This is a genomic window from Lysobacter sp. Soil_N_51 (assembly GCF_057655755.1).
This window is the reverse complement of record NZ_JBDGLR010000012.1, coordinates 112,301-135,530: the sequence shown is the minus strand read 5'-3', so window position 1 is coordinate 135,530 and position 23,230 is coordinate 112,301. Positions and strand designations below refer to the sequence as shown.

The 23,230-nt window shown below is 68.5% G+C and carries 21 protein-coding genes; 10 read left to right on the top strand and 11 right to left on the bottom strand.

All coding sequences use genetic code 11. The features are described 5' to 3' along the window. Nucleotides 1-469: 469 nt before the first annotated feature. The 7 genes from AC3A4T_RS22100 to AC3A4T_RS22070 form a co-directional block, all read right to left on the bottom strand. A complete protein-coding gene (locus AC3A4T_RS22100; RefSeq protein WP_487677371.1) occupies nt 470-1,663 on the bottom strand; it encodes a glutathionylspermidine synthase family protein in 1,194 nt (397 codons plus the stop codon). Between the two features lie 90 nt (nt 1,664-1,753). Next, a complete protein-coding gene (locus AC3A4T_RS22095; protein ID WP_487677370.1) occupies nt 1,754-2,374 on the bottom strand; it encodes a DUF1190 domain-containing protein in 621 nt (206 codons plus the stop codon). Nucleotides 2,375-2,382: 8 nt separating this feature from the next. Continuing rightward, nucleotides 2,383-2,790, bottom strand: a complete 408-nt coding sequence (locus tag AC3A4T_RS22090) for a DUF350 domain-containing protein (protein ID WP_487677369.1) — start codon at nt 2,788-2,790, stop codon at nt 2,383-2,385. 64 nt (nt 2,791-2,854) lie between these two features. Further along, a complete protein-coding gene (locus tag AC3A4T_RS22085; RefSeq protein ID WP_487677368.1) occupies nt 2,855-3,523 on the bottom strand; it encodes a DUF2491 family protein in 669 nt (222 codons plus the stop codon). A 183-nt stretch (nt 3,524-3,706) separates the two neighbouring features. Then, nucleotides 3,707-4,762 (bottom strand): potassium channel family protein, encoded by a 1,056-nt coding sequence (locus tag AC3A4T_RS22080; protein ID WP_487677367.1) that lies wholly within the window; start codon nt 4,760-4,762, stop codon nt 3,707-3,709. Between the two features lie 398 nt (nt 4,763-5,160). Further along, nucleotides 5,161-5,925, bottom strand: a complete 765-nt coding sequence (locus tag AC3A4T_RS22075) for a PspA/IM30 family protein (RefSeq protein WP_487677366.1) — start codon at nt 5,923-5,925, stop codon at nt 5,161-5,163. Beyond that, nucleotides 5,922-6,338, bottom strand: coding sequence for a YjfI family protein (locus tag AC3A4T_RS22070; protein WP_056109726.1), 417 nt, complete (start codon nt 6,336-6,338; stop codon nt 5,922-5,924). The genes AC3A4T_RS22075 and AC3A4T_RS22070 overlap by 4 nt, the downstream gene beginning before the upstream one ends. A 449-nt stretch (nt 6,339-6,787) precedes the next feature. Here AC3A4T_RS22070 and AC3A4T_RS22065 point away from each other — a divergent pair, with 449 nt between their 5' ends. The 9 genes from AC3A4T_RS22065 to AC3A4T_RS22025 all read left to right on the top strand — a co-directional run bounded on the left by AC3A4T_RS22065 (nt 6,788) and on the right by AC3A4T_RS22025 (nt 15,764). Further along, nucleotides 6,788-7,303 (top strand): c-type cytochrome, encoded by a 516-nt coding sequence (locus AC3A4T_RS22065; protein WP_487677365.1) that lies wholly within the window; start codon nt 6,788-6,790, stop codon nt 7,301-7,303. A 386-nt stretch (nt 7,304-7,689) separates the two neighbouring features. Beyond that, nucleotides 7,690-9,483 (top strand): ExeM/NucH family extracellular endonuclease, encoded by a 1,794-nt coding sequence (locus AC3A4T_RS22060; protein WP_487677364.1) that lies wholly within the window; start codon nt 7,690-7,692, stop codon nt 9,481-9,483. A gap of 257 nt (nt 9,484-9,740) precedes the next feature. Further along, complete coding sequence (locus AC3A4T_RS22055) at nt 9,741-10,445, top strand: alpha/beta hydrolase (RefSeq protein ID WP_487677363.1); 705 nt, start codon at nt 9,741-9,743, stop codon at nt 10,443-10,445. 69 nt (nt 10,446-10,514) lie between these two features. Next, the gene (locus AC3A4T_RS22050) at nt 10,515-11,594 is read left to right on the top strand and encodes a lysozyme inhibitor LprI family protein (RefSeq protein WP_487677362.1); all 1,080 of its coding nucleotides are present in this window, start codon (nt 10,515-10,517) and stop codon (nt 11,592-11,594) included. 35 nt (nt 11,595-11,629) lie between these two features. After that, complete coding sequence (gene zapE / locus AC3A4T_RS22045) at nt 11,630-12,712, top strand: cell division protein ZapE (protein ID WP_487677427.1); 1,083 nt, start codon at nt 11,630-11,632, stop codon at nt 12,710-12,712. A gap of 486 nt (nt 12,713-13,198) precedes the next feature. Then, nucleotides 13,199-13,594: an HU family DNA-binding protein gene (locus AC3A4T_RS22040; RefSeq protein WP_036113138.1), complete on the top strand. Its 396-nt coding sequence runs from the start codon at nt 13,199-13,201 to the stop codon at nt 13,592-13,594. 323 nt (nt 13,595-13,917) lie between these two features. Beyond that, complete coding sequence (locus tag AC3A4T_RS22035) at nt 13,918-14,277, top strand: hypothetical protein (protein ID WP_487677361.1); 360 nt, start codon at nt 13,918-13,920, stop codon at nt 14,275-14,277. 137 nt (nt 14,278-14,414) lie between these two features. Beyond that, on the top strand, nt 14,415-15,221 hold the full coding sequence (locus tag AC3A4T_RS22030) for an aminoglycoside phosphotransferase family protein (protein ID WP_487677360.1): 807 nt from the start codon (nt 14,415-14,417) through the stop codon (nt 15,219-15,221). A 39-nt stretch (nt 15,222-15,260) separates the two neighbouring features. Then, nucleotides 15,261-15,764 carry a hypothetical protein gene (locus tag AC3A4T_RS22025; protein ID WP_487677359.1) on the top strand — a complete coding sequence of 168 codons (504 nt, stop codon included), beginning with the start codon at nt 15,261-15,263 and terminating at the stop codon, nt 15,762-15,764. A gap of 508 nt (nt 15,765-16,272) precedes the next feature. On the opposite strand, the gene AC3A4T_RS22020 is transcribed toward AC3A4T_RS22025, so the two are convergent. Genes AC3A4T_RS22020 through AC3A4T_RS22010 form a run of 3 tightly spaced genes read right to left on the bottom strand, consistent with a single transcriptional unit; the run spans nt 16,273 to nt 20,867 of the window. After that, the gene (locus AC3A4T_RS22020) at nt 16,273-17,712 is read right to left on the bottom strand and encodes an efflux transporter outer membrane subunit (RefSeq protein WP_487677358.1); all 1,440 of its coding nucleotides are present in this window, start codon (nt 17,710-17,712) and stop codon (nt 16,273-16,275) included. Next, nucleotides 17,709-19,028: an HlyD family secretion protein gene (locus tag AC3A4T_RS22015; RefSeq protein WP_487677357.1), complete on the bottom strand. Its 1,320-nt coding sequence runs from the start codon at nt 19,026-19,028 to the stop codon at nt 17,709-17,711. The genes AC3A4T_RS22020 and AC3A4T_RS22015 overlap by 4 nt, the downstream gene beginning before the upstream one ends. Nucleotides 19,029-19,043: 15 nt before the next feature. Then, the gene (locus tag AC3A4T_RS22010; protein ID WP_487677356.1) at nt 19,044-20,867 is read right to left on the bottom strand and encodes an efflux MFS transporter permease; all 1,824 of its coding nucleotides are present in this window, start codon (nt 20,865-20,867) and stop codon (nt 19,044-19,046) included. Between the two features lie 230 nt (nt 20,868-21,097). On the opposite strand from AC3A4T_RS22010, the gene AC3A4T_RS22005 reads away from it, so the two are divergent. After that, entirely contained in the window at nt 21,098-21,634 is a 537-nt protein-coding gene (locus AC3A4T_RS22005) for a DUF2569 domain-containing protein (RefSeq protein WP_487677355.1), read from the top strand. Between the two features lie 184 nt (nt 21,635-21,818). Here the strand turns inward: AC3A4T_RS22005 and AC3A4T_RS22000 are convergent, their stop codons facing one another. Further along, nucleotides 21,819-23,177 (bottom strand): APC family permease, encoded by a 1,359-nt coding sequence (locus AC3A4T_RS22000; RefSeq protein ID WP_487677354.1) that lies wholly within the window; start codon nt 23,175-23,177, stop codon nt 21,819-21,821. Between the last annotated feature and the right edge of the window lie 53 nt (nt 23,178-23,230).

Below are 23,230 nucleotides of genomic sequence, written 5' to 3'. Positions count from 1 at the left end.
GAAGCGAAATCGCGGGTAAAAATGTGCGGTTACGCAGAGTTCGGCGAACTCTTGCAAGCGATGCATTTCGTTTGTGCACGAAGTATGTCTACGCCACGACGATGGGCCGCGTTCGTTCGTACCTGGGCGTATGGATGCCTTCGTGTGCCTGCGCGCTTTACCCGATGCGCGGCCGGTCGCGAAGCGGATCGGCGGCGTCCGGCGAAAGGATGACTCCCGGCGCATCCCCAAACCGTCATTCCCGCGAACGTGGGCGCTGCTCTACTTCGGCGAAGCCGAATATCCAGCGCCTTTGTGCGGGAACGTTTGAAGTCACTGGATTCCCGCGTTCGCGGAAATGACGGCGCCGAATGATGGCGCTGAAGTCTGTGGATATTCGGCTGCACCGAAGTAAAGCAGAGCCCGCGGACCGACCGAAGGCCCCACATCGCCCCGCATCGCGCGGCGCACGCGATACGGGCGAGCGCGATCAGTCTTCGACGATCGCGTGCGGCATGAAGCGCGAGGTGTCCTGGGTGATCGGACTGGCGTCTTCGCGGATGCCCATGCCGGCGGCCTGGTCGGCGACGACCCAGCTGCCGATCAACGGGTAATTCGCCGCGCCGTCGTCGCCGTCGAAACGCGGCAACGGGTGATGCGCCTGACGGATGGTCGGGCCGTCCTGGTACGGGCCGTCGCTGCGCAGGCGTTCGCCGCTGGCGCTGACCAGTTCGATGTTGGCGCCTTCGCGCGAGAACAGCGGCTTGCGCACCCAGCCCGCGGCCAGTTCGGCGGTTCGCGCGGCGGCGTCCTCGAAATGCGCTTCGAGCAGATTCGGATGATCGCGATGACGTTCCCACAGCAAGGGCAGCACGCCCTTGTTGCTGAGGATCGCCTTCCACGCCGGTTCGATCAGCTGCACCTGCGAGGCGGCCAGCTTGGCGCCGTATTCCTCGACGAACATCCACTCCAGCGGATACAGCTTGAACAAGGTCTTGATGACCCGGTCCTCGCCGTCGGTGAACCAGCCTTCCTTGCTCAGGCCGATGCCTTCGATGCTCAGCTCCAGCGTGTCCACGCCGGCCTGTTCGGCGCAGTCGCGCAGGTAACGCACCGTGCCCTGGTCTTCGATCGAATCCTCGACCGCGGCGAAATGCACCGGCGTGGCGATGCGTTTTTCGCGCGACAGGGTCGCGAAGGTTTCGATCAGCAGTTCCTGGATGCGGTTGTACTGATCGCTGCCTTCAGCCAGAGCGCCGCGCGCGATCGCCTGCTCCAGCCACAGCCACTGGAAGTACGCCGCTTCGTACAGCGAGGTCGGAGTGTCGTAATTGAGTTCGTACAGCTTGGCCGGGCCGCGGCCGTCGTAGGCCAGGTCCATGCGCCCGTACAGATGCGGCTCGCGCTCGCGCCACGACGCGGCGATCAAGTCCCAGTAATCGGCGGGAATCGCCAGCCGGGTCAGCAGTTCCTCCGAACCGGCCACTTCGTCGACCAGGGCCATCGACATGTCGTGCAGCTCCTGGGTGGGCTGCTCGATGTCGTCCTCGATCTGGCGCAGGCCGAAGGCGTAGTACGCCGATTCGTCCCAGTAGGCTTCGCCGTCGATGGTGTGGAAGTGGAAGCCCAGCGACTGGGCCTGTTCGCGCCAATCCGCGCGCGGGGTCGTAAGGATGCGTTTCATGCCGCTCCGATGAACATTGCGATCGCCGCGCACCGAACGGTTCGGCGCGCGCGAGTACGACCTGGATGTGGGGCCGACCCCGGGCTCGAATCAACCGCCCCAGCTGCTGCCGCGGCTGGAGCCGCTGCTGCGACTGCCGCCGAAGCCGCCGCGCGCGGCCGCGCTGGAGCCGAAACCGCCGCGCGAGACGGTCACCGCGCGCGCCGGCAACGCGGTGTTGCCCTGCTTGCCGTAGACCGTGCCGCTGCTTTTTCCGACCAGTTCGCCGCCCGGACGCAGATACCCGCCGCTGCGGTAATCGCGGTACAGCGGCGATACGCCGCCGATGCCGTAGTACCCGCGCGGCTGCATCGCCTGGCTGAGCGCGTAGCCGATCAGAAAGCCCGACATCGAGGGCATGTAGCTGTGGCTGCTGGTGCTGGCGTTGGCGGCGAGCGGCGCCGGCTGGCAGGCGCCGAACTGGTCGTTGCACTCTTTCTCGCTTTCGAACCGCGGCGCGAGTTTTTCGTGCTCGACCAGCGCCTGCTGGTAGGCCTTTTCGCATTCGGCCGGCGAGATTTCGGTCTGCGCCGCGCAATCCTCGCGCGAGGTCAGCACCTTGCCGCTGGGTTCGTCGTCGCCGCAGCCGGTCAACACCGCCGGCACCGACACCGCCATCAACACCAGCCGCAGCTGGCGCGAACGTTTGCTGTTGCGATCGTGGACAGTCATGGCGGCGCTCACGGGGTCATGGCGGCGGCGTTGATCAGGCCGACGCTGACCGATACGCCGGCCGAGAAGATGCCGGCGGCGGTCTGGTTGAGGGTGATCTGCTGCGACAGCTTCGGCGCGACCAGGCGCGCGAGCAGGAACGCGACCGCCTGCACCACCACCGACACCGCGCCCCAGATCGCCGCGTCGACCAGGCTGACCGAGTTGGAGATCGCCGAATGCAGCGGCAGGGCCAGGCCGATCAGGGTGCCGGCGAACGCGGTCGCCGCGGCGCTGTTGCCTTCGCGGATCAGGCTCAGTTCGCGGTGCGGGGTGATCAGCACCAGGGCGAGCGCGGCCAGCACCAGCACGCCGAGGCCGATGCCGGCGTAGGCGAGGAAATTGAGGAAGCTGTGGGCGGTGATCGGTGCGTCCATGGAGAGAGTCCTTGCGGCGGAGTGATGCGGTGGAAGCGTTCGCGCTGGAGCAGCGCGTCTGCGCTCAGGTGACGTCGATATCGGCCGTGGTCAGGTCGATGCCGATCGCATAGGTAACCACGAACTCGCTCGGACCGTAGTCCTCGGCGGTGACCAGCAGGAATTCCTCGCGGTCCAGCTCGGGCACTTCGCGCCGGTACAGCATGGCGTAGTGGGTCAGGTCGTCGTCGCGGCGCGGCGGGTCGTGGCGGTACAGCACTTCGTCGTAGATCACCGGCGGCGCCTTGCCGCCGGTGCCGAGTTGATCGCCGAATTCGCGATACCAGGTGCGCCCGGCGTAGTCGATATGGTCGGCGCCCAGGTGCGGATGCTCGTGGATGAAACGCTTGAATTCGGCCTGGTTGGCCGGGTTCACGGTTTCCTGGAACACGAACGCCTTGATCCCCTCGACCTGGCCGCTGGCGGTGCTGACCTGCAGATAGGCGTCTTCGTCGAGATAGAACCGGTGCAGCGCGTGGCCGCCGCCCAGGTCGATGTGGCCGTAGCACGGGATGCCCTGGTGGCCCTCGGGCAGGCGCACGGTCCAGGCCTGCGGATGGGCGCGGAACGGCAGGGTGTCGAACGCGACCCGGCCGTTGATGCGCAGGCCCAGCGGCAATTCGTGCGCGAACGGCAACGTCGCCGTCTGCGAGGTCTGCTTCTTGCCGCCGAACAATCCGTCCAACCAACCCATTGCGTTTACCTCGTCAGGCTTTTAATCGAATCGCTGGCGATCGATTCGTTATCGATCGAACCAGCTTGCATCAGATCGTATCGAGCAGGCCGTATTCAATCGGACCGTATTCAATCGGACCGTATTCAGTCGGGCTGTACTCAATCGGGCCGGATCGAAGCGGCCGTGTCGATCCGGGCCGCTTCACGCCGCGGCCGCCGCGAGCGAGGCCCACGGCACCCGCGCGCTGTCGATGCGCGCGTCGGCAAGGTAATACAACAGTGTGCCGGCCACGATCTCGTCGTGATCGGACGGATTGAGCACCGGCGCGGCGGTGCGGCCGTCGCGATAGCCGATCCACAGCGCCGACTGGGCGCGGAACGCGGCCGCGAGCCGGCCGGCGCGCACCGGCGCGGCATCGGCCGGCACCTGCAGGCTGAACTGGGTCGGGCCGCCCGCGCCGAGCCATTCGCCGGCGACCAGCGAACTGCCGGCGTCCTGCGCGGCGCGCGCGATCACGTCCACGTGCAGCGGCCGGGTGCATTCGACATGCGGGTAGTGGCTGCGCACCAGCTGCGCGACCGCCGCGGATTCGAAATGCGCGACCACGTGCGCGCCGGGCTTGTGCGCCATCAGCGCGAACACCGCCGCCAGCGAACGGTCGTCGTGGTCGGTGTGGACGATCACCCGCGCGGCCTGCGCGATCGCGGCGCGCGGGTATTCGTTGCAATCGGCGTAGGACTCCACCGCGATGAAGCGGATCTGCTCGGGCAGCGGGTTCTCGCTCAGGCCCTCGGCGATCAGCACGATGCCTTCGTCGTCGGTGTGGGTGTCGGCCAGCAGCAACTGCACCAGCCGCTGGGTTTCGCGGCCGTGCCAGCCGATCAGCACGGTGTGGCCGTGCATGTCCTCGTAGCTCATCTTGCCCACCTGATGGCGCCTCCAGAAATTGAGCAGACCGGCGCTGGTCTTGGCCAGCACCGAGGCGAACAGCGCGATCGCGCCGGGCATCACGAACAAGGCCGCCGCCCAGCGTCCGGCCGGCGTGCCCGGCGACAGGTCGCCGTAGCCGATCGTGCTGGCGGTGGTCATGTAGTAGTAGACGAACGAATCCCAGCCCAGCAGCTTGTCTTCGCCGGCCCAGGCCAGCAGCAGCCAGGTGCCGGTCATGTGCAGCACCAGCGCGGCGGCGACCACGCCCCAGCTGATCCGGCGCAGATGGCCGCGCAGGCTGCGGAAGAGTTTGCCGAGTACGATCATGTCAGCCGGTTCGCCTGGTTATGTCCATGCCACGCGGCTTGAAGCCGATGATGCTGGGGGGTTGGGATGTGATATTGCTTGGTCGCGGTGCTGGGATTGCTGCGGTGTTGGCTACTGAGTTGCTTGTGCGATTTGCGCGTCGTGTATTTCCGGATTCAGCGCGATTTTTGCCGTCATTCCCGCGAAGGCGGGCTCCGCTTTACTTCGGCGGAGCCGAACATCCAGAGACTTCAAAGGTTCTCGCACGAAAGTCACTGGATTCCCGCGTTCGCGGGAATGACGAGCAAGAGCAACGGCAACGACAAGAGCAACAGCAACAGCAACACCACAACCGCCCTGCAACCGTCAGACCTCGAACCCGCGGCGGCCATCGACCGCCGCGGGCCCGCGAGCCGCCGTTATTCCTTGCGCTCGACCTTGTCGGTTTCCTTCACTTCCACCGCCGGCAGCGACAGCGGCTCGTGGCTGAGCTGCTGCACCGGCTTGTCGCGGAAGCGCTCGAGGATGTTCTCGACGCTGGTCGATTCCGGCAGCAGGCCGGCGTTGGCCAGCTTGGCGTTGAGATCGCCGTCGCCGCTTTCCGATTCCAGCTGCGCCGCGGCCTGCAGGCGCGCGCCGCGCTCGGCCTGGCGGGTCTGGATGCGTTCGAGCGAATCCAGCGCCGTGGTGACCTTGCCGGTGGCGCCGGAATGACGCGCGGCGACCGCGGTCTGGGCGCGCTGCACCGCTTCGGTGGCCTTGACCGTGTCGACCTGCTGCTTGACCCGCGCCAGCTTGCGCTCGGTCGCGGTGATCGCGGTCTTGAGCTGGTTGATGCTGGCGTCGTAGCTGTTGATCGCCTGCTCGTCGTTCTTCAGGTCGGTCTCGACCACCGCCAGGCGTTCGGCGACTTCGCGCGCCAGGGTCTCGTCGCCCTTGCGCAGCGCGCCGGCGATGTAGGTCTCGTACTCGGCCTTCTTGGCGAAACGGTCCTTGCTGCGGTTGGCCTGCAGCTGGCGCTGCGCCATCACCTTGGTCAGCTCTTCCTTGGAACGGATCAGCTCGGTGCCGGCATCGCGAATCTCCTGGTCGAGGATCTTCAGCGCGTTGGCGTCGACGACGGCCTGGCCGGCCTCGTGCGCGGTGCCGCGGAACAGGGTCAGGATTTTCTGCAGGATGCTCATGCGGTCACCAGATAGGACTTGAGGGCTTCCACCGCGTCGATCGCGTTGTCGGCCAGGGTGCGGATTTCCAGCTCGATCTGCTCGGCGGTGGAATCGGGCGCCATTTCGCCGAACACGATATAGACGTCGCGTTCGTTGATCGTGGTCAGGCCCAGGTTGGACAGCGGGTTGATCGGGTTCAGGCGCAGACAGGCTTCGTTGAAACCGGCCGCGTCGCGGACCTGACCGGCCTCGACCAGCGGGGTGGAGACGAAGATCTCGCGATCGGTCAGGGCGATGGTGATGCCCAGATCGCCGCTGTCGGGCAGGGTCACCTGGATCGCGCCGTCGGCGGTCGGCACTTCTTCGACATTATCGGCGCCGAAGGAGGCGCCCAGGCGGGTCAACAGTTCTTGTGTGGTCCAGCGGGACATAGGTCGGTCCTTGAAGGGAAAGGCTGACAGGCGCGGGGGCGTCCGGATCGCGGGGCGCGGCGGCGGGCGCCGTCGCGGGCCCAGCGATCATCGTCCGTGACCGAGCTCATGGATCGCAAAGGTTATAGGGGCGGGCGGCGGGCCGCGCAAGGCGCATAGGTCGCAAGTCATGCCCGCGCGCTCGCGCGCGAGCCAGGCGTGGCACGCGTTTGCGGCCGATCCGGTGGCGCGCGGCGGCTCGCATCGTGGTCCAGCCCGCGCGGCGCGCGCTTGAGCTAAACTGTCCGGCGGAACTACCCGACCGGCATTCCCGGCCCGTGGCCCCTGCGCATTGCAGACGGCCGGCGGCGTCGTCTCGGCGGGTCCGTGCAGCGGCCGCGCCGATCCCCGGTAGCGGCCTCGTCGATGGCTCTATGTGCCCCGGACGGGGCACACGCAATAGGTGGATCGTGCGCAATTACGACCTCGAATTCCTGAAGAAATTCTCGATGGTGATCGGCTTCCTCATGCTGGTGACCCTCGGCCTGATGATCGCGGCCTACTTCGTCCACAAACAGTTGCCGCAGGAAATCGACCCGCGCGCGGCCAAGCGCACCGAAAACCGGATCGGCCCGGTCGGCGCGGTCTACGCCGGCGCGACCGGCGCGGCCTCGCAGCAGGCCGCGGTCGCCGCGGCAGCGGCCAAGGCCGCCTCGCAGGTCGCCTACGACGGCACCCTCGACGGCAAGGTGATCTACGACAACCTGTGCGCGGGTTGCCACAAGTCCGGCGCCGGCGGCGCTCCGACCCTGGACGCCTCGCACTGGGCCGCGCGCATTCCGAAGGGCAAGGACACCTTGCACAAGCACGCGCTGGAAGGCTTCACCGGCACCAGCGGCGTGATGCCGCCGAAGGGCGGCAACCCGGCCCTGAGCGCGCAGCAGGTCGCCGCGACGGTCGACTGGATGCTCGACAACATCAAGTAAGCGCGGCGCGTTCAGCGCTTGCCAGCTTGCAACGACGCCGCCTTCGGGCGGCGTTTTTGTTTGGGGAATCGGGAATCGGGAATCGGGAATCGGGAATCGGGAATCGGGAATCGGGAATCGGGAATCGGGAATCGGGAATCGGGAAAGGCTCCGATCGCCTCGGCCCCAATGCAAGGGGTTCCCCCCTTTGCAAAAGGAGGGAACAGCAAAAGCCGCAACGCATGATGTTGTCTGCGCCGGTCTCCCGGCCACGGCCGTCGACCGTCGGCCTCGCACCGCCGGTCCTGGCGCTCACTGCCACCGCTCATCCACCCGCCACACAACACACGCGACAGCGCCACACGGCTGCGGATAATGGCCGCTCCAACGCCTACGCCGAGCCTGTCATGACGCGATTCCGCACTGCCCTCGCCTTCGCGCCCTGCCTGCTGCTCGCGGCCTGCGCCACCGCCCCGCGCGCCGAACGCGCCGAAGCAACGCTCGCGATCGGCAAGGTTCAGGGCCACGGCGCGGCCAGCGCGCTGGTCGGGCAGACGGTCACGATCGAAGGCCGGGTCACGCTCGCCCGCGCCGGCGCGGACGCGGCGCCGGGCTGGATCGTGCAGGACGGCGGCGACGACGATCCGGCCAGTTCCGACGCGATCTGGGTCACCGGCGCGGCCGCCGCGACGCTCGCGCCCGATCAGCTCGTGCGCATCACCGGCCGGGTCCGCGAGGCCGCGGTCAACGGCGGCCGCCGCGGCGCAGCGCGCACGGTCACCGCGATCGACGCCGAACGGATCGAGCCGTCGACCACGCGCTCGCAGCGCAAGGCCCTGGGGGCGATCGCGCCGGTCGCGATCGACGCCGCGCCCGACTGGTCGCGCCTGGAAGGCATGCGCGTGCGCATCGCCGCGCCGCTGACCCTGGGCGAACGCGATCCGAAGGCCCACACCCTCACCGCATCCTTCGACGGCCCGCTGTGGCAACCCGGCGAGCGCGCCGCGCCCGGCAGCGACGCGGCGCGCGCGATCGCAAGCGACAACGAACGCCGTCGCGTGGTGCTGAGCGGCGATGCGGCGACCCTGAGCGCGGCCGCATTCGCCGCCCGCAGTGGCAGCCGCTTGGACGCGGTGGAAGGCATCGCTTGGCCGGTCGGCGGCCACGACGGCATCGTCCTAGCCACCGCGCCGACGCTGCAGCCCGCGCAACGCCCGCAACCGCCGCAGGTCGCCGGCGACCTGCGCATCTCCGCGTTCAATCTGGAAAACCTGTTCAACGGCGACGGCCGCGGCGGCGGCTTTCCGACCCCGCGCGGCGCGCGCACCCAGGCCGAGTACCACGCCCAGTTGGCCAAGCTGGTCGAGACCATCCACAGCCTCAACCCCGACGTCGCCGCGTTGATGGAACTGGAGAACGACGGCTACGGCCCGGAGTCGACCCTGGCCGATCTGGTCGCCGCGCTCGACCGCGCCGACGCGGCCGACGGCGGCGCGCAGGACTGGCGTTTCGCGGCGCCGTGCAAGCAACCCTGCCCGGCCGGCATCAAGGGCCCGGGCAGCAACCCGATCCGTGTCGGCTTGATTTACCGCGGCCAGCGCGTGGCCGCGCGCGGCGTGTCCGCGACCCTGGAGCAAGGCTCGTTCGGCCCGCTCGCGCGCGTGCCGATGGCGCAGGCGTTCACCGCGATCGGCGCCGGCAAGCGCGCCGGGCCGGCGTTCGTGGTGGTCGCCAACCATTTCAAATCCAAGGGCTGCGCCAACGCCGAAGGCCTGGACAAGGATCAGGGCGACGGCGCGTCGTGCTGGAACGCCGAGCGCACCCAGGCCGCGCAACGCCTGGATGCCTGGCTCAAGACCGACCCGACCGGCAGCCGCGGCGATCTGACGATGATCGTCGGCGATCTCAATGCGCACGCGCAGGAGCAACCGCTGCGCGCCTTGTACGCGGCCGGCTGGCTGGACGCGTTCGCGGTGGCCAAGGTCGATGCGCCTTACAGCTATGTCTACGACGGCGAACTGGGCCGGCTCGATCACGCCCTGCTGTCGCCGTCGCTGGCGAAGCGGCTGCGCGGCGCGGCCGAGTGGCATAGCAATGCCGACGAGCCCAGGCATGCGGGCTATCGCGACGGCGGCGCGGGGCCGTGGCGCAGTTCCGATCACGATCCGGTGTTGCTCGGGTTCGACTTGATGCCGCGTTGAGCGCCGCGGCGCCGGTTCGACGCGATCCGGTCGAACCGCGCCGGGCCTGATGGACCGACCGCACAACACGTCGGGACTTGCGATGTCTCGCGTGCGGGTGAGTTTCAGCCCCCGCACGTTCCGATCCAGCGCCATCCCAACGCGATGACGCGACGCAGCCCGCAACCGCTGTACTCGACCTGTCCGCACACACCGCCCAGGCGCGCGCAACACACCGTCGTAACACCGCGCTCACCGCGCCCCGTATCATGCCGGGCATGAGCACCCCCGCCTTTCCCAGCGACGCTTCCACCGTGCTGAGCCTGCCCGGTCCGGCCGGCGCGATCGAGATGATCGTCGAGGCCGCCGAAGCGACGCCGCGGCCGATCGTGGCCATCGTCTGCCATCCGCTGCCGACCGAGGGCGGAACCATGCACAACAAGGTCGTCACCATGACCGCGCGCGCCCTGCGCGAATGCGGCGCGGCGACGGTGCGCTTCAACTTCCGCGGCACCGGCGCGTCCGAGGGCGAGTTCGATCAGGGCAATGGCGAAGGCGACGACCTGCGCGCGGTCGCCGCGTGGGTGCGCGCGACGCGGCCGGACGCGCAACTGTGGCTGGCCGGTTTCAGCTTCGGCGCCTACGTATCGCTGCGCATGGCCGACGAACTGCAGCCCAAGCTGCTGATCTCGATCGCGCCGCCGGCCGGACGCTGGGACTTCGACCGGATCGCGCCGCCCAGCGGTTACCCGTGGATCGTGATCCAGGGCGAAGCCGACGAGATCGTCGATCCCGACGCGGTCTACGCCTGGCTCGACGGCCTGCGCCAGCCGCCCGAGCTGGTGCGCATGCCCGACACCAGCCACTTCTTCCACCGCCGCCTGATCGATCTGCGCGGCGCGATCAAGAATTCGGTCCGCCCGCATCTGCCGCCGGAGACCGCGGCGAGTGCGTCGTCGGATCCGGCGACCGGCACGGCCTGATTCGGCCGGTCCGGCCTGATCCGCGCCATCATCATCGCCTTCCGCATTGCGTCCACAGGATTCCCAACGATGCGCCACGCCCTGAGCCTCGCGCTGCTGTCGCTCTGCGCCAGTCTGATCGCGACCGCCTGGCCCGGCGACGCCGCGGCCGCCGGCATCGCCTGCGCCAAGGCCGCCAGCAAGAACGAACGCGCGATCTGCGCCGACCCGGTGCTCGGCCGCCGCGACGGCGAACTCGATCAGGCCTACCGCGCCGCGCTCAAGGCCAGCGCCTACGGCGGCCAGTTGAAGAAAGACCAGCTCGCCTGGATCAAGGAACGCGACCGCTGCGACGGCCAGGTACGCTGTCTGCGCATGGCCTACGTCGAACGCCTGACCGAACTGCAACCGGCCGCGATCGCCGGCAAGTTCCAGTGGGACGGCGACTGGACCCGCAGCGACGGCGGCGCCACGCTCAACCTCAAGTCGCTGGGCGGCGACAACTACCAGATCGAACTGCAGGCCAGCTCCGGCGCCAACACCGGCCTGCTGTCGGGCCGCGCGCGCGCGGTCAACGACAACGAGATGGTCTACAAGGGCAAGCCCGGCGGCGGTGGCGACAACACCCGCTGCGAGCTGACCTTCCACCGTTTCCACCGCCAGCTGCAGATCGAGCAGCAGCACACCAGCAACGACTGCGGCGCCGGCCTGGGCGTGCATTTCAGCGGCCGCTACCTGCCCGGCCTGGGCGAGGCGGTCGCGACCACGCAATGGAACCTGCTCGACCTGGGCCTGTTGCTCAAGCCCGAGGACGACGCCAGCCTGCGCCGCCTGCTCGGCGACGATTACGATCTGCTGGTCGAACGCCTGGATGTGATCGACACCCGCGCCGATCAGGAAGGACTCAACGCCACCGTCACCAACGGCTACGTGCGCGGTCTGGCCAGCGACATGCGCGCGCTGCTGATCCAGAGCACCGAGGGCGGCAAGTTCTGGGTCGCGATCCGCGCCCAGGACAAACAGGGCAAGCCCGAACTGCGCTACTACAGCAACGACCCGGCCTGGACCGCGAAACTGCCGCAGACCATCGACACCTGGTCCGACGGTTATCAGCAACACCCGCCGGTGCGGCTGATGTCGGCCGGCGGCCGCGTGCTGCGCTCGCCATGAGTTCGAGCGCCGCACACCCCGCCGATGCGGCCGCGATGACGCCGTCGCAGGCCTACGCCGCCGGCGTTGCCCGCGGCGACTGGAGCGACGATCCGGCCCAGCACCCGGCCTTGCGCGAACTCGACCGCATCCACGCCGGCGTGCTCGATCCGCCCAGCCAGAGCCTGTTCGACCGATTGCGCGGCAAACCGCGCGAAGGCGTGCGCGGGCTGTACCTGTGGGGCGGCGTGGGCCGCGGCAAGACCTTCCTGATCGACCTGTTCTACGAGAACTTGCCGATCGCCGAAAAGCGCCGCACCCACTTCCACCGCTTCATGCGCGAGGTGCATGCGCAGTTGCGCAACCACGCCGGCGAGAGCGATCCGCTGGCCAAGATCGTGCGCGAATGGCGCGACCGGCTGCGCGTGCTGGTGCTCGACGAGTTCTTCGTGATCGACATCGGCGACGCGATGCTGCTCGGGCGCCTGCTCGATCGCATGTTCGCCGAGGGCGTGACCCTGGTGACCACCTCCAACACCGAGCCGGCCAATCTGTACGCCGACGGCCTGCAGCGCGACCGCTTCAAGCCGGCGATCGAGCTGATCCAGCGCCACTGCGAAACCGTGCTGCTCGACAGCGCCCACGACTACCGCCTGCGCGCGCTGACCCGTTCGCCGGTCTATCGCGCGCCGCTGGACGCGCAGTCCGACGCCTGGCTGGCCGGGCGCTGGAAGGAACTGGCCGCCGGCTGCGCCAGCGCGAGCGGCCCGCTGCGCATCGAAGGCCGCGACATCCCGGTGCGCGCGCTGGCCGACGGCCACGCCTGGTTCGATTTCGCCGCATTGTGCGAAGGCCCGCGCGCGGCCAGCGACTACATCGAGATCGCGACCGAGTACCACACCGTCCTGCTCGGTGGCATTCCGCGCTTTCCCGGCGGAATTCACGACGACGCCGCGCGGCGCTTCATCAACCTCATCGACGAGTTCTACGACCGTCACGTCAACCTGGTGTGCACCGCCGACGAAGCGCCGACCGGGCTGTACCAGGGCCATCGCCTCGCCGCCGCGTTCGAGCGTACCGCCTCGCGCCTGATCGAAATGCAGTCGGCCGAATACCTGGCGCTGGAGCATCGCGGCTGAGGCCGCGATCGGACCATCATTCGATCCGGTCACGCGGCCGATCACGATCGCGCGGTACCGCTGGGCACATCCGTGCCGCGCATCGCAACTCGCGCGAGCACCGGTTCGCGCGCGCATGCGCCCATCGGCCACACCGCGACTGAACGCCGTGCCGAAGTTGCACGCCGCGTGTCCGGACCGTCGCCACGCGCGGCCGATCGCGCGCAAAAGCGGCGCTGCGCCGCGACACGAAAGCACAAATGCCCTGTTTTTCAGGGTTTTTTCTCGCCCGCGGCGGATCGGCGCGCGAGCGCGCGAACGCGCCTAAACCTTCATTCGCAAGGGATTTTCCGCTCGCGATGCGTGCGCGGGCCGGCGCGCAACTGAAAAACAGCCACTATTTGCATCGAAAACTCTTGGCGGCGCGTCGAGCTTGCCCTACATTCCGCCTTGCCGAGGGGTTATCCAGGCAACCCATCCATCCAACGAGTCTTACCGGAAAAAACTATGGCTACGAAAAAACCCGCTGCAAAGAAGAAGGCCGCTCCGAAGGCTGCTCCGAAGGCCGCCGCCAAGACGGCCGCTCCGAAGCCGATCAAGGAAGTGCTGAGCAAGTCCGCTCTGGTCGCTCACCTGGCCGAAACCACCGGTGTCGTCGCCAAGGACATCCGTTCGATCCTCGGCGCGCTCGAAGGCGCCGTGCATGCCTCGATCAACAAGAAGGGCGCGGGCGCTTTCACCCTGCCGGGCCTGCTGAAGATCACCGCCGTCAGCGTGCCGGCCAAGCCGAAGCGCAAGGGCATCAACCCGTTCACCAAGGAAGAGCAGTGGTTCGCCGCCAAGCCGGCCACGGTGAAGGTCAAGGTCCGTCCGCTCAAGAAGTTGAAGGACGCCGCGGCCTGATGACCGCTGGTGCGGCGCGCCCTGTGCCGCCGCATCGCTCCGCTTCGCCGGACGCCGCCCTCGGGCGGCGTTCTGCGTTTTGGCGATCGCTACGGGCGAACCGGTTTCCGCCGTCCCGCGTCGCGGGCGGTTCGGCGATCGAGCCGTGTTTCGCTTGGTGCGCGGCGCCGCGGCCGGTGTTTGCGCGATCGGTTCGTCGGCCCATCGGCGGCAACATGAAAATCCTGAATGCGTCATTCGCGCGGCGCATTCAGCAGGCGAGGTTTCGATGTGCTGCGATGTGCGCCATGGCATAGTGCGCACACTTGTTCTGGAGCAGTACCGTGGATCCGATCAGCCTGGAAGAACTGGCGTTGCTGGACGTGTTGCAACGCATCGATCAGGGTCAGCCGCTGACCCGACATTCGCGGGCGCTGCACGATCGGTTGATCTCCACCGCCCTGGTCGAAGTCGGACTGATCGTTCCGGGCGAAGAAGCCGCCCTGCAGCTGACCGACGCCGGGGTGGAGCGCTGCAAATCGCTGCGCCACCGCGTCGCCGCCGATACCGAAGCGCTGCAGGTGCTGCGCGAACGCGAAGAGTCCGGCGCGCCGGCACAGACCGATGTCGCACGCGGCGGCTTGAGCCAGATCGGCCGCGGCGACGCCGACTCGGTGACGATCGATCTGTCCCAGGCCGGTTGATCCGACCGGGCGATTCACTCCGCCGCCCGACGCATGCGAGCGGATCGAAACCAATCCGCTCGCCGCGCTATGCCGGCTTGCATCGCGCGCGTCGATCCCGATATCGGATGATCCCGACTTCGAATCCACGCCCGCGCATGACGCCGTTCGATCGACACCTGACTGCCTGGAAGCTCGTGCCCGACGGCGCGCCGATCCACACCCACAGCAGCGATCTGCTGCCGGTGCGCTACGGCGACGAAGCGGCGATGCTGAAGATCCCGCGCGACGCCGAGGAAAAATTCGGCGCGCTGATGATGCGCTGGTGGAACGGCGACGGCGCCGCGCGCGTGTTGGCGTTCGATCAGGACGCGCTGCTGATCGAACGCGCCTGCGGCCCGCGCTCGCTGAGCCACATGGCGCGCAACGGCCGCGACCAGGAGGCCACCCGCATCCTGTGCGAGACCATCAACCGCCTGCACGCACCGCGCAACACGCCGCCGCCGTCCGAACTCGCGCCGCTGACCCAGTGGTTCGCCGACCTCGATACTTATGCGCGCAGCCACGGCGGCGTGCTGGCGCGTTGCTGGCAGATCGCCCAGGAACTGCTGGCGCAGCCGCGCGAGGTGCTGCCGCTGCACGCCGACATCCATCACGAGAACGTGCTCGACGCCGGGCCGGGGCGCGGCTGGATCGCGATCGATCCCAAGCGCGTGATCGGCGAACGCGGCTACGACTTCGCCAATCTGTTCACCGACCCCGATAAGGAAACCGCGCTGGCGCCGGGCCAGTTCGAACGCCGACTGGACGATGTGGTCGAATACGGACGGATCGAACGGCGGCGTCTGCTGCAGTGGATCGTCGCGTTTCAGGGCTTGTCGGCGGCGTGGTTCCTCAGCGACGAGGAGGAACCGGCAAAGGAGTTCGCGATCATCGGCATGGCGCTGGCGAAGCTGGATCGGTGATCATCGCCCGGTCTGTTCGCGCGATGGAGAGCGCCCCCGATGATCCGAACCCGCCGCTGGTGTCTGCTCGCGCTGGCATTGCTCATGCCGCTCGCGCACGCCGCCGACCATTGCCGCGCCGGCGAGGTCGCCTATTTCGCCTGCCAGACCCGCGCCAAGAAGCTGATCTCGCTGTGCGGCGCCGCCGCCGGCAAGACGCCGAGCGCGCTGCACTACCGCTTCGGCCCGCCGGGCAAGGTCGAACTCGAATATCCGTCGGCGAGCGCCGCCGATTCGCTCGCGCGGTTTTCCTACAACGAGTACACGCGGGCGATGACGTACTACCTCGACATCGGCTTCGCCAACGGCGGCTATCGCTATGCCTTGTTCAAGCGCTACGACGGCACCGAATCGCCGGTCACCGATTACGGCGTCAGCGTGACCGCGCCGGACGGGCGCGACACCACGATCGAATGCGTCGGCAAGACGATCCAGCGCTTGCCCGAGCTAGCGCCGGTCCTGCATTGCGACAAGGAGCATGCGTTCGGCTGTCCCGGTAGCTGATCGCGCACGGTGATCTTGCGCGGCGTGCTTCGCTTGAGGTCTTTGTGCGGCAAGCTCCTACAGGTAGTCAATATGGATTTCGCTTGAGCCTGAAGCCGCGCAGTTCATCCAGCGCTGCGAGGTCGCTAATTCGCGAGAACAAAAGCACACCCGAAGGGTGTGTTTTGCTAACACGAGCTACAAGCCTCGCAGCGCTGGATGAACTGCGCGGCTTCAAGCTCAAGCCGAAGCTGCATGGCCTACCTGTAGGAGCGACGCAAGTCGCGACCGCGGGAATGCAACTACTACGCAAGTTGCGAGGTTGTCGTAATGGCGCAGTCGCGGCTCGCGCCGCTCCTACAGGGGGCAGCGAAGCCCGCGCTATTCCCGGGCCATGCGCTGAACGCAATTTCAGGTGTCCGACCCGATCAATCGCAATCCAAAAACGCAGCGAAAAAGAACCACGAACCACCCAACCAACACCCCCCGCAAGCGATGCCGAAACCGGTGTTCGCGTCGCGGCGAAGTTTCAACGCTCCGCCGCGGCCTCCCAGCCGCCGCCCAGCGCCTTGTACAGGTTCACCTCGGCGGTCAGCGCATCGCCCTGCAGCTGCAGCACGGTGAGTTCGGCGTTGAACAGGTTGCGCTGCGCGTCGAGTTCTTCCAGGTACGAGGCATAGCCCTCGTTGTAGCGGTTGTGGGCGATCCGCAGTGCTTCGCTCAGCGCCTGCCGCTGCTGCTGCGCCTGCTCGCGCTGTTCGCGCAGTTGCGCGATCGTGGCCAGCGCGTCTTCGACTTCGGCGAACGCGGTCAACACGGTCTTCTGGTAACCCAATACGGCCTGGTCGCGACGCGCGGCGCCGGCCTGGACCTGCGCGCGCAGGCGGCCGTGGTTGAACAGCGGCGCGAGCACGCTGCCGCCGACGCTCCACAGGCGGATCGGGTCGCCGCGCAACAGGCTGGAATCGAGGCTGCCGAGCGATCCGGTCAGCCGCAACGACGGCAACAGTTGCGCGCGCGCGGCGTCCAGGCTGCTGTCGGCCGCGGCGATCTGCGCCTCGGCCTGGGCGATGTCGGGACGTCGGCGCAGCAGTTGCGAGGGCACGCCGGCCGCGGGCAGCGCGGGCGCGGCGATCTCGTCCAATGTGCGTCCGCGCGGCATCGCTTCGGGCGCGCGGCCGAGCAATACCGACAGTGCGTTTTCCTGGCGCCGGATCGCCAATCGCAGCTGCGGCACGACCTGCGCGGTGGCGCGGTATTCGGCCTGCGCCTGCGCCAGTTCCAAACGCGAGCTGTAACCGGTGTCGAAGCGGCGCTGGGCGACCTTGAGCGCGCCTTCGCGCGACACCAGCGTGCGTTGCGCGACCTCCAGCCGCGCGTCGCTCGCGCGCAGGCCGAGGTAAGCCGACGCAACCGCGGCGGCGACGCTGAGCCGCACGCTGTCGGCGCCGGTCTGGCTCGCAAGCAGGTTGGCGCGCGCGGCATCGGTCAAGGCGTCGAGCCGGCCCCACAGATCGACCTCAAAGGCGGCCTGGAACTGCGGCTGGCTGACGTCGGAGATGTTGGCGCGGCCGGTCGCGGCGCTGACGCTGCGCGAGCGTTGCGCGCTCGCAGCGAGGTCCAGGGTCGGCCATTGCGCCGCGCCCTGCGCGTCGAGCAGCGCGCGCGCCTCGGCGACGCGCGCGGCGGCCAGGCGCAGATCGGTATTGCCGGCGAGCGCGGTCTCGACCAACTGGCTCAACACCGGATCGTTGTAGCCGCGCCACCAGTCGCGTTGTACCGCGATGCCGGCGCCGGGCGCGTCGCGCCAGGCCGGCGGCGTTTCGACCGTACTCGGCGGCGGGGCGACGGTGACGCAGGCGGCGAGCATGCTCATCGCTAATGCGAGCGCGGCGGTGCGCAGCGAGATGATCGGCAACGCGCCGTGTCGTGTCGTGACGACGCATGATGTCGGTACGTGGATGCTCATCGCGTCGGTTCCGTCCCGGTGGACGGCGGCGTGGACGGCGCTTGCGCGGGCATTGCGGGCGCCGACGTCTGCGAAGCGGGCGCCGGCGAGGCTGCGTCATGTGCAGCGTTAGCACGCGTACCGTCATTTCCTCTCGACACCGGAGCCGGATTCGAACCCACGGGTTGTCCCGTCGACGCGTTCGCAGACGCCGCATTCCCAACAACAGCCGCATCGCGCGCCGCATTCGCCGCCGCGGCCTGTTCGTCGCGACGCACTGCGTCTTCGTCGACCTTGCTCGCGGTGTCGACGGTGGCTTCGACCGACATGCCCGGACGCAGGCGCGCGGCGAGTTCCTGATCGGCGTCGATCGCGATCCGCACCGGCAGCCGCTGCGCAACCTTGGTGAAGTTGCCGGTGGCGTTGTCGGTCTTGATCACGCTGAATTCCGACCCCGTCGCCGGCGACAGGCGTTCGACATGACCGTGCAACACCGCGCCATCGAGCGCATCGACCCGGAACGACGCCGCTTGCCCCGGCCGGATGCGCGCGGTCTGCGATTCCTTGAAGTTCGCCACCACCCACACCCGCGACGGCACCAGTTGCATCAGCTGCGTGCCCGGCGTGACGTACTGCCCCAGGCGCACGCCGATCTCGCCGAGCTGGCCGTCCTGCGGCGCGTGGATGCGGGTATTGGCCAGATCGATCTCGGCCAGCCGCAACGCAGCTTCGGCATTGGCGACCGCGGCGGTCAGCGCGTCGCGGTTGACGATCACCGAACGCACGTCTTCGTCGGCCGAACGCCGCGCGGCCTGCGCCTGGCCCAGGCCGGCCTCGGCCTGACGCAAGGCGGCGAGGGTCTGGTCGCGTTCGCGCAAGGACAGCGAGCCGTCGCCGACCAACGCGCTGGCGCGGCGCATGTCGGCCTGGGCGCGGGCGAGGTTGGCCTGGGCGGCGGCGAGCTGGGCCTCGACGTTGGCGACCGCGGCTTCGCGCACGCGCCGCGACTGGGTCGAGTTGGACAGATTGGCCTGCTGCGCGGCCAGATTGGCGCGCGCCTGGTCGACCCGCTGGCGGTAGTTGCGATCGTCGAGTTCGACCAGCACCTGCCCGGCCTTGACCCGCATGTAGTCCTGCACGCGGACTTGCGCGACATAGCCGTCGACCTTCGGCGCGACCACGGTGACGCTGCCGCGCACGTAGGCGTTCTCGGTGGTCTGGCGCGCGCTGGAGAACGGCCACAGCCGCCACGCGTACAGGATCAGCAGCACGCCGACGATCGCGATCACGATCGCGGGAATGGTGGCTTTGGACTTGAAGGGCGTCTTCAAAGGCATGGGGCGTCCTTCGGATCAGGGGCGGGCGGGAGCCGCTGGCGGGGATTGGATCGCAACGGCCGTGGTGGGCGCGTCGTCGGGCGGATCGGCGGGTGCCGGCGCGGCGGCGGGCGGGCCGAACGGGCCGGGCACCTGCGCGGCGAAGCTGACCACGGTGTGGCCGCGCCGCCACAGCTGCCAGCGCATCAACATCGCCCACGCCAGCACCAGCGCGGCCAGCCACGCCACCGCCAGGAACACGTCGTTGTAGGCCAGCACCCACGACTCGCGGGTGACCTGCTGGCTCAGCGAGGTCAGCGCCTGATTGCCGCGCGCGGCCGGATCGCCGACCACCCGCGCGACCGCGCCGCCGAGTTGCTGGGTGCGCAGCACCACCTGCGGATCGCCGAGGGTGAGCTGCTGCATCAGCTGCTGGTAATGCGCGGTCTGCTGCCGGGCCAGGTAGGTGCCGAGCACGGCCGAGCCGAGCAGGCCGCCGAGCGCGTTGGTGGTGCTGAACAAGACGATGAAGGTGACCAGGTTGCGCACGCCGTCGGCGACCACCCGCACCAGCGCGAGCAGGATCGAACTGGCCAGGAACATCGACGCGGCCATCGCGATCAAAGTCTGGGTGATGTAGAAATTCGCCGGCCGGGTCAGGTTGGTCGCATGCGAATCGATGTAGGCGCACACGCCGACGATCGCCACCGCGATCAGCCCGAGCATGTCGAAGCGCTGCTTGGGCAGGAACGGCAGGGTCACCACGAAGCCAGCGACCGTGCCGATCAGCACCAGCCAGAACATCGTGTGCATCTGGTCGTTGAGCAAGCCGAGCACGTTTAGCAGGCCGACCGCGCCGACCGACTGTTCCGACAACACCATGCGCGACAGCACGATCGCCAGCCCCAGCCGCACCATGTAGCCGCCGTGCAGCAGCCAGCGGATGTTGACCATCGGCTTGGAGCGGTTCATCTCGATCACCACGAACGCGCCGGCGCAAATCACCGCGGCGACCAGGCATTGGCCGAGCCATGGCGTGTCCAGCCACCAGCGCAGGCGGCCCTGGGTCAGCACCACGCAGACCAGCGCGATCGCGCTGGCGTACAGCGGGAAACTGGCGATGTCCCAGCGGTCGAACATGTTCTGACGCGGCACCGGCGTGACCCGCAGCAGATTGATCGCGGCCAGGCAGGCCAGCGCCAGCCCAAGTTCGAACATCACGATGCCGTGCCACTGCGCGTTGAGCAGCAGGCTCTCGGCGATGATCCGCGAGATCGGCGCGCCGGTCTGCAGCGCGGCGAAACCGAACATCAGGCCGATCACTTTCTTCGGCCCGGCGAACACCTCGGCCATGTACAACACGGTCAGCGAACTCAAGGGCGCGGCGGCGATACCGAGCGCGGTGCGCGCGGCGATCGCCGAGTCCAGGTCGTTGGCGAGCAGATGCACCACCGCGGCGACCACGAACAGGCCGATGCCCAGGTCGGCGAACAGGCGCAGGCCGTAGTGCAGGCGGAACTTGGTCAGCAGCAGGCTGGCCGGGATGTTGGTGGCGAAGTAGGCGGTCAGCAGCCAGGTCGCCTCGGCGCTGGTCGCGCCGAGCGCGCCCTGCACCTGCTGCAGGTTGGACGCGACCAGGTTCATGCCCAGACTCTGGGTCAGGCCGAGCAGCAGCGAGATCGAGACGAAACCGGCGATGCGCCAGCGCGACATCGGCGCGGGCGCGGCGGGCGGACCGGCCGGCGGCGATGCGTCGGTGGGCGGCGGCGTACCCGCGGCGGCTGGCGGCTCGCTCGCGGGCGGCGCGGCGTCAGCGGCGGGCGAGGATGGCGACGGGTCGGTGGCGGAGGTGCTGGCCATGGATCGAGGCACGCGGCTCCGGCGGGTTGCAGGCGTTAGTAGGCAACAGCGGGCGGTCAAGGATCAAGCGCGCGCGTGTCGGTTGGGCTGTCGGATTACGCCGGAATACTGCGCCGCGTGCGTCGCCGGGATGTGATGCGGCGCCGGGTTCGCTATCGTGCGCGGGCCGCCGCCGCGGCCGGGTTCAGGGGGAGCCCGGCGTTGTGCCGCGATGTAAACGGGATACCCGCATGAGCACTGAAGAAGATCCGTACCGCCGGCCGGAACCCGCGCCGCGCGGCGCCCTGGAGTTGGGCGACGGGCCGCTGGAATTCTCGACCTCGCGCAGCGAGCGCAACTCCGGCCCGAAGGGGCTCGGGGGTTGGCTGATCGTGGTGGCCATCGTCTTGTTCTGGGCGCTGCTGAGCCTGATGGCCTCAATGGGCTTCACCTCCAGCCAACTGGCCGCGCTGGACCCGGGCGACGCGCTGCGCGCGCCCTTGCGCGTACGCATGGCCGCCGATGGCGTGTTGCTCGCGCTGAACATCGGCGCCATCGCGCTGTTCTTCATGAAGTCGCGATGGTTTCCGCGCGTGTTCATCGCCTGGCTGGCGCTCGGCGCGCTGGCGGGAATCGTGATATTCGTGCTGGCGCGGCAGAGTCCCGATATCGCACCCGAATACTCGTACCGATTCGGCGCCGCGATGGTGAGCGCGCTGTTTTACGGTGGGATCTGGATCGCTTACACGGTCATGTCGGATCGGGTGAAGAACACGTTTGGTTCCTGAAACCGTTTCGGAATTCGTCGGCGATTGGCGCGGCGAGCGTCGTGGTTGTGAGGTCGTGGTCGCGGCTCGCGCCGCTCCTACAGGTAGCTCCGTGACCATCGGCGTCGCCCTGTAGGAGCGGCGCGAGCCGCGACCGCGGCACCGCACGAACGTCGCAAGCTCGATGTTGATACGCGGCTCCCGATTACCCGGCCGTCGCGCCACGCCGCCAAAACGCCAGCAACCCATACACCGCCACCAGCACGATCAACGACGCCACGATCGCGCCCCATTGCTCGGCGGTCATCGTCGCCAGGATCGCCGCCATCGTCAGCACCGCGAGCAACGGCATCGGCCAGCTGCCGCCGGGCATGCGGAACGGTTCGCCCGCGCCGCGCAGATCGCGCGCCTGCGCGCGCCAGGCCGCGATCGACACCGCCGCGAACAGCAGGCAGATCGCGCCGCCGGAAATCAGCGCCAGGGTTTCGAAATTGCCCATCAAGGCCAGCACCAGGGCGATGCCCGCATGCGCGAGCAAGCCCACCCGTGGCACGTGGTAGCGCGCATCGACCCGGCCGAACGCGCGCGGCAGATAACCGTCGCGGCCCAGCGCGAACAACAGGCGCGAGGACGAGAACAGATTGCCCATCAAAAAGCCGGTCATCGAAACACCGGCGGTGATCAGCAACAGGCCGTGCGCCGGCGACCAGATCGCGCCGGCCGCGTCGGCCACCGGCGCGGTGCTGTCGGCCAGGCGCGCGCCGAGCAGGCCCTGGCAGGCGACCTGGATGCCGATGTACAGCAGCACCACGACCACGATCGCCGACAAAGTCGCGCGCGGCACGTGGCGGGCCGGATCGCGCACTTCGCCGGTCGGCACCAGCGCGGTTTCCATGCCCGAATAGGCGAACACCACCAGTACCATCGACGAACCCAGCGCGCTCCACGACGGCAGTTCGGTCCAGCCGACCTGGCTCCAGTCGACGAAGAACAGGCCGACGCTGGCGAGCAGGAACAGCGGTGTGAGCTTCAGGGTCGCCAGCAGCACGATCATGCGCGCGCCGAGTTTCACCCCGAACGCGTTGAGCGCGAACAGCGCGGCATAGACAGTGGCGATGAACAGCCCGCGCGGCAGCGGATCGCGGAACAGCGTCCAGGCGTTGCCGGCCTGCTCGGCCAGAGCCGCGGCGACACCGGCGCTGGAAGAGGTATTGCAGATCCACATCAACGCGCCGGTAAGGAAACCGGCGAACGGCCCGAACGCGGCGCCGACGAAGGTGTAGGGCCCGCCGGTCGCGCTGGCGCGGCTGCCGATCGCCGAGAAGCACAGCGCGATCGGGATGATCGCGATCGCGCCGGCCACGAACACCAGCGGCGCGCTCGCGCCCATGCGTCCCATCAACAACGCCGGCAGCATGAAGATGCCGGCGCCGACGATGATGTTGATGATCGAGGCGCCGAGCTGGAACGGCCCGAGCGCGCGGACCAGGGCGGCTTCGCCTTGTAGGGTGGCGGGCGCTGGGTCGGCGGAGGACGTCGGAACGGACGGATCGACAGCGGTCATGGCGGCTTCCCGGCGGGTCGGGCGCAGCCTCGCATGGCGTGGAGGCAAAGGCG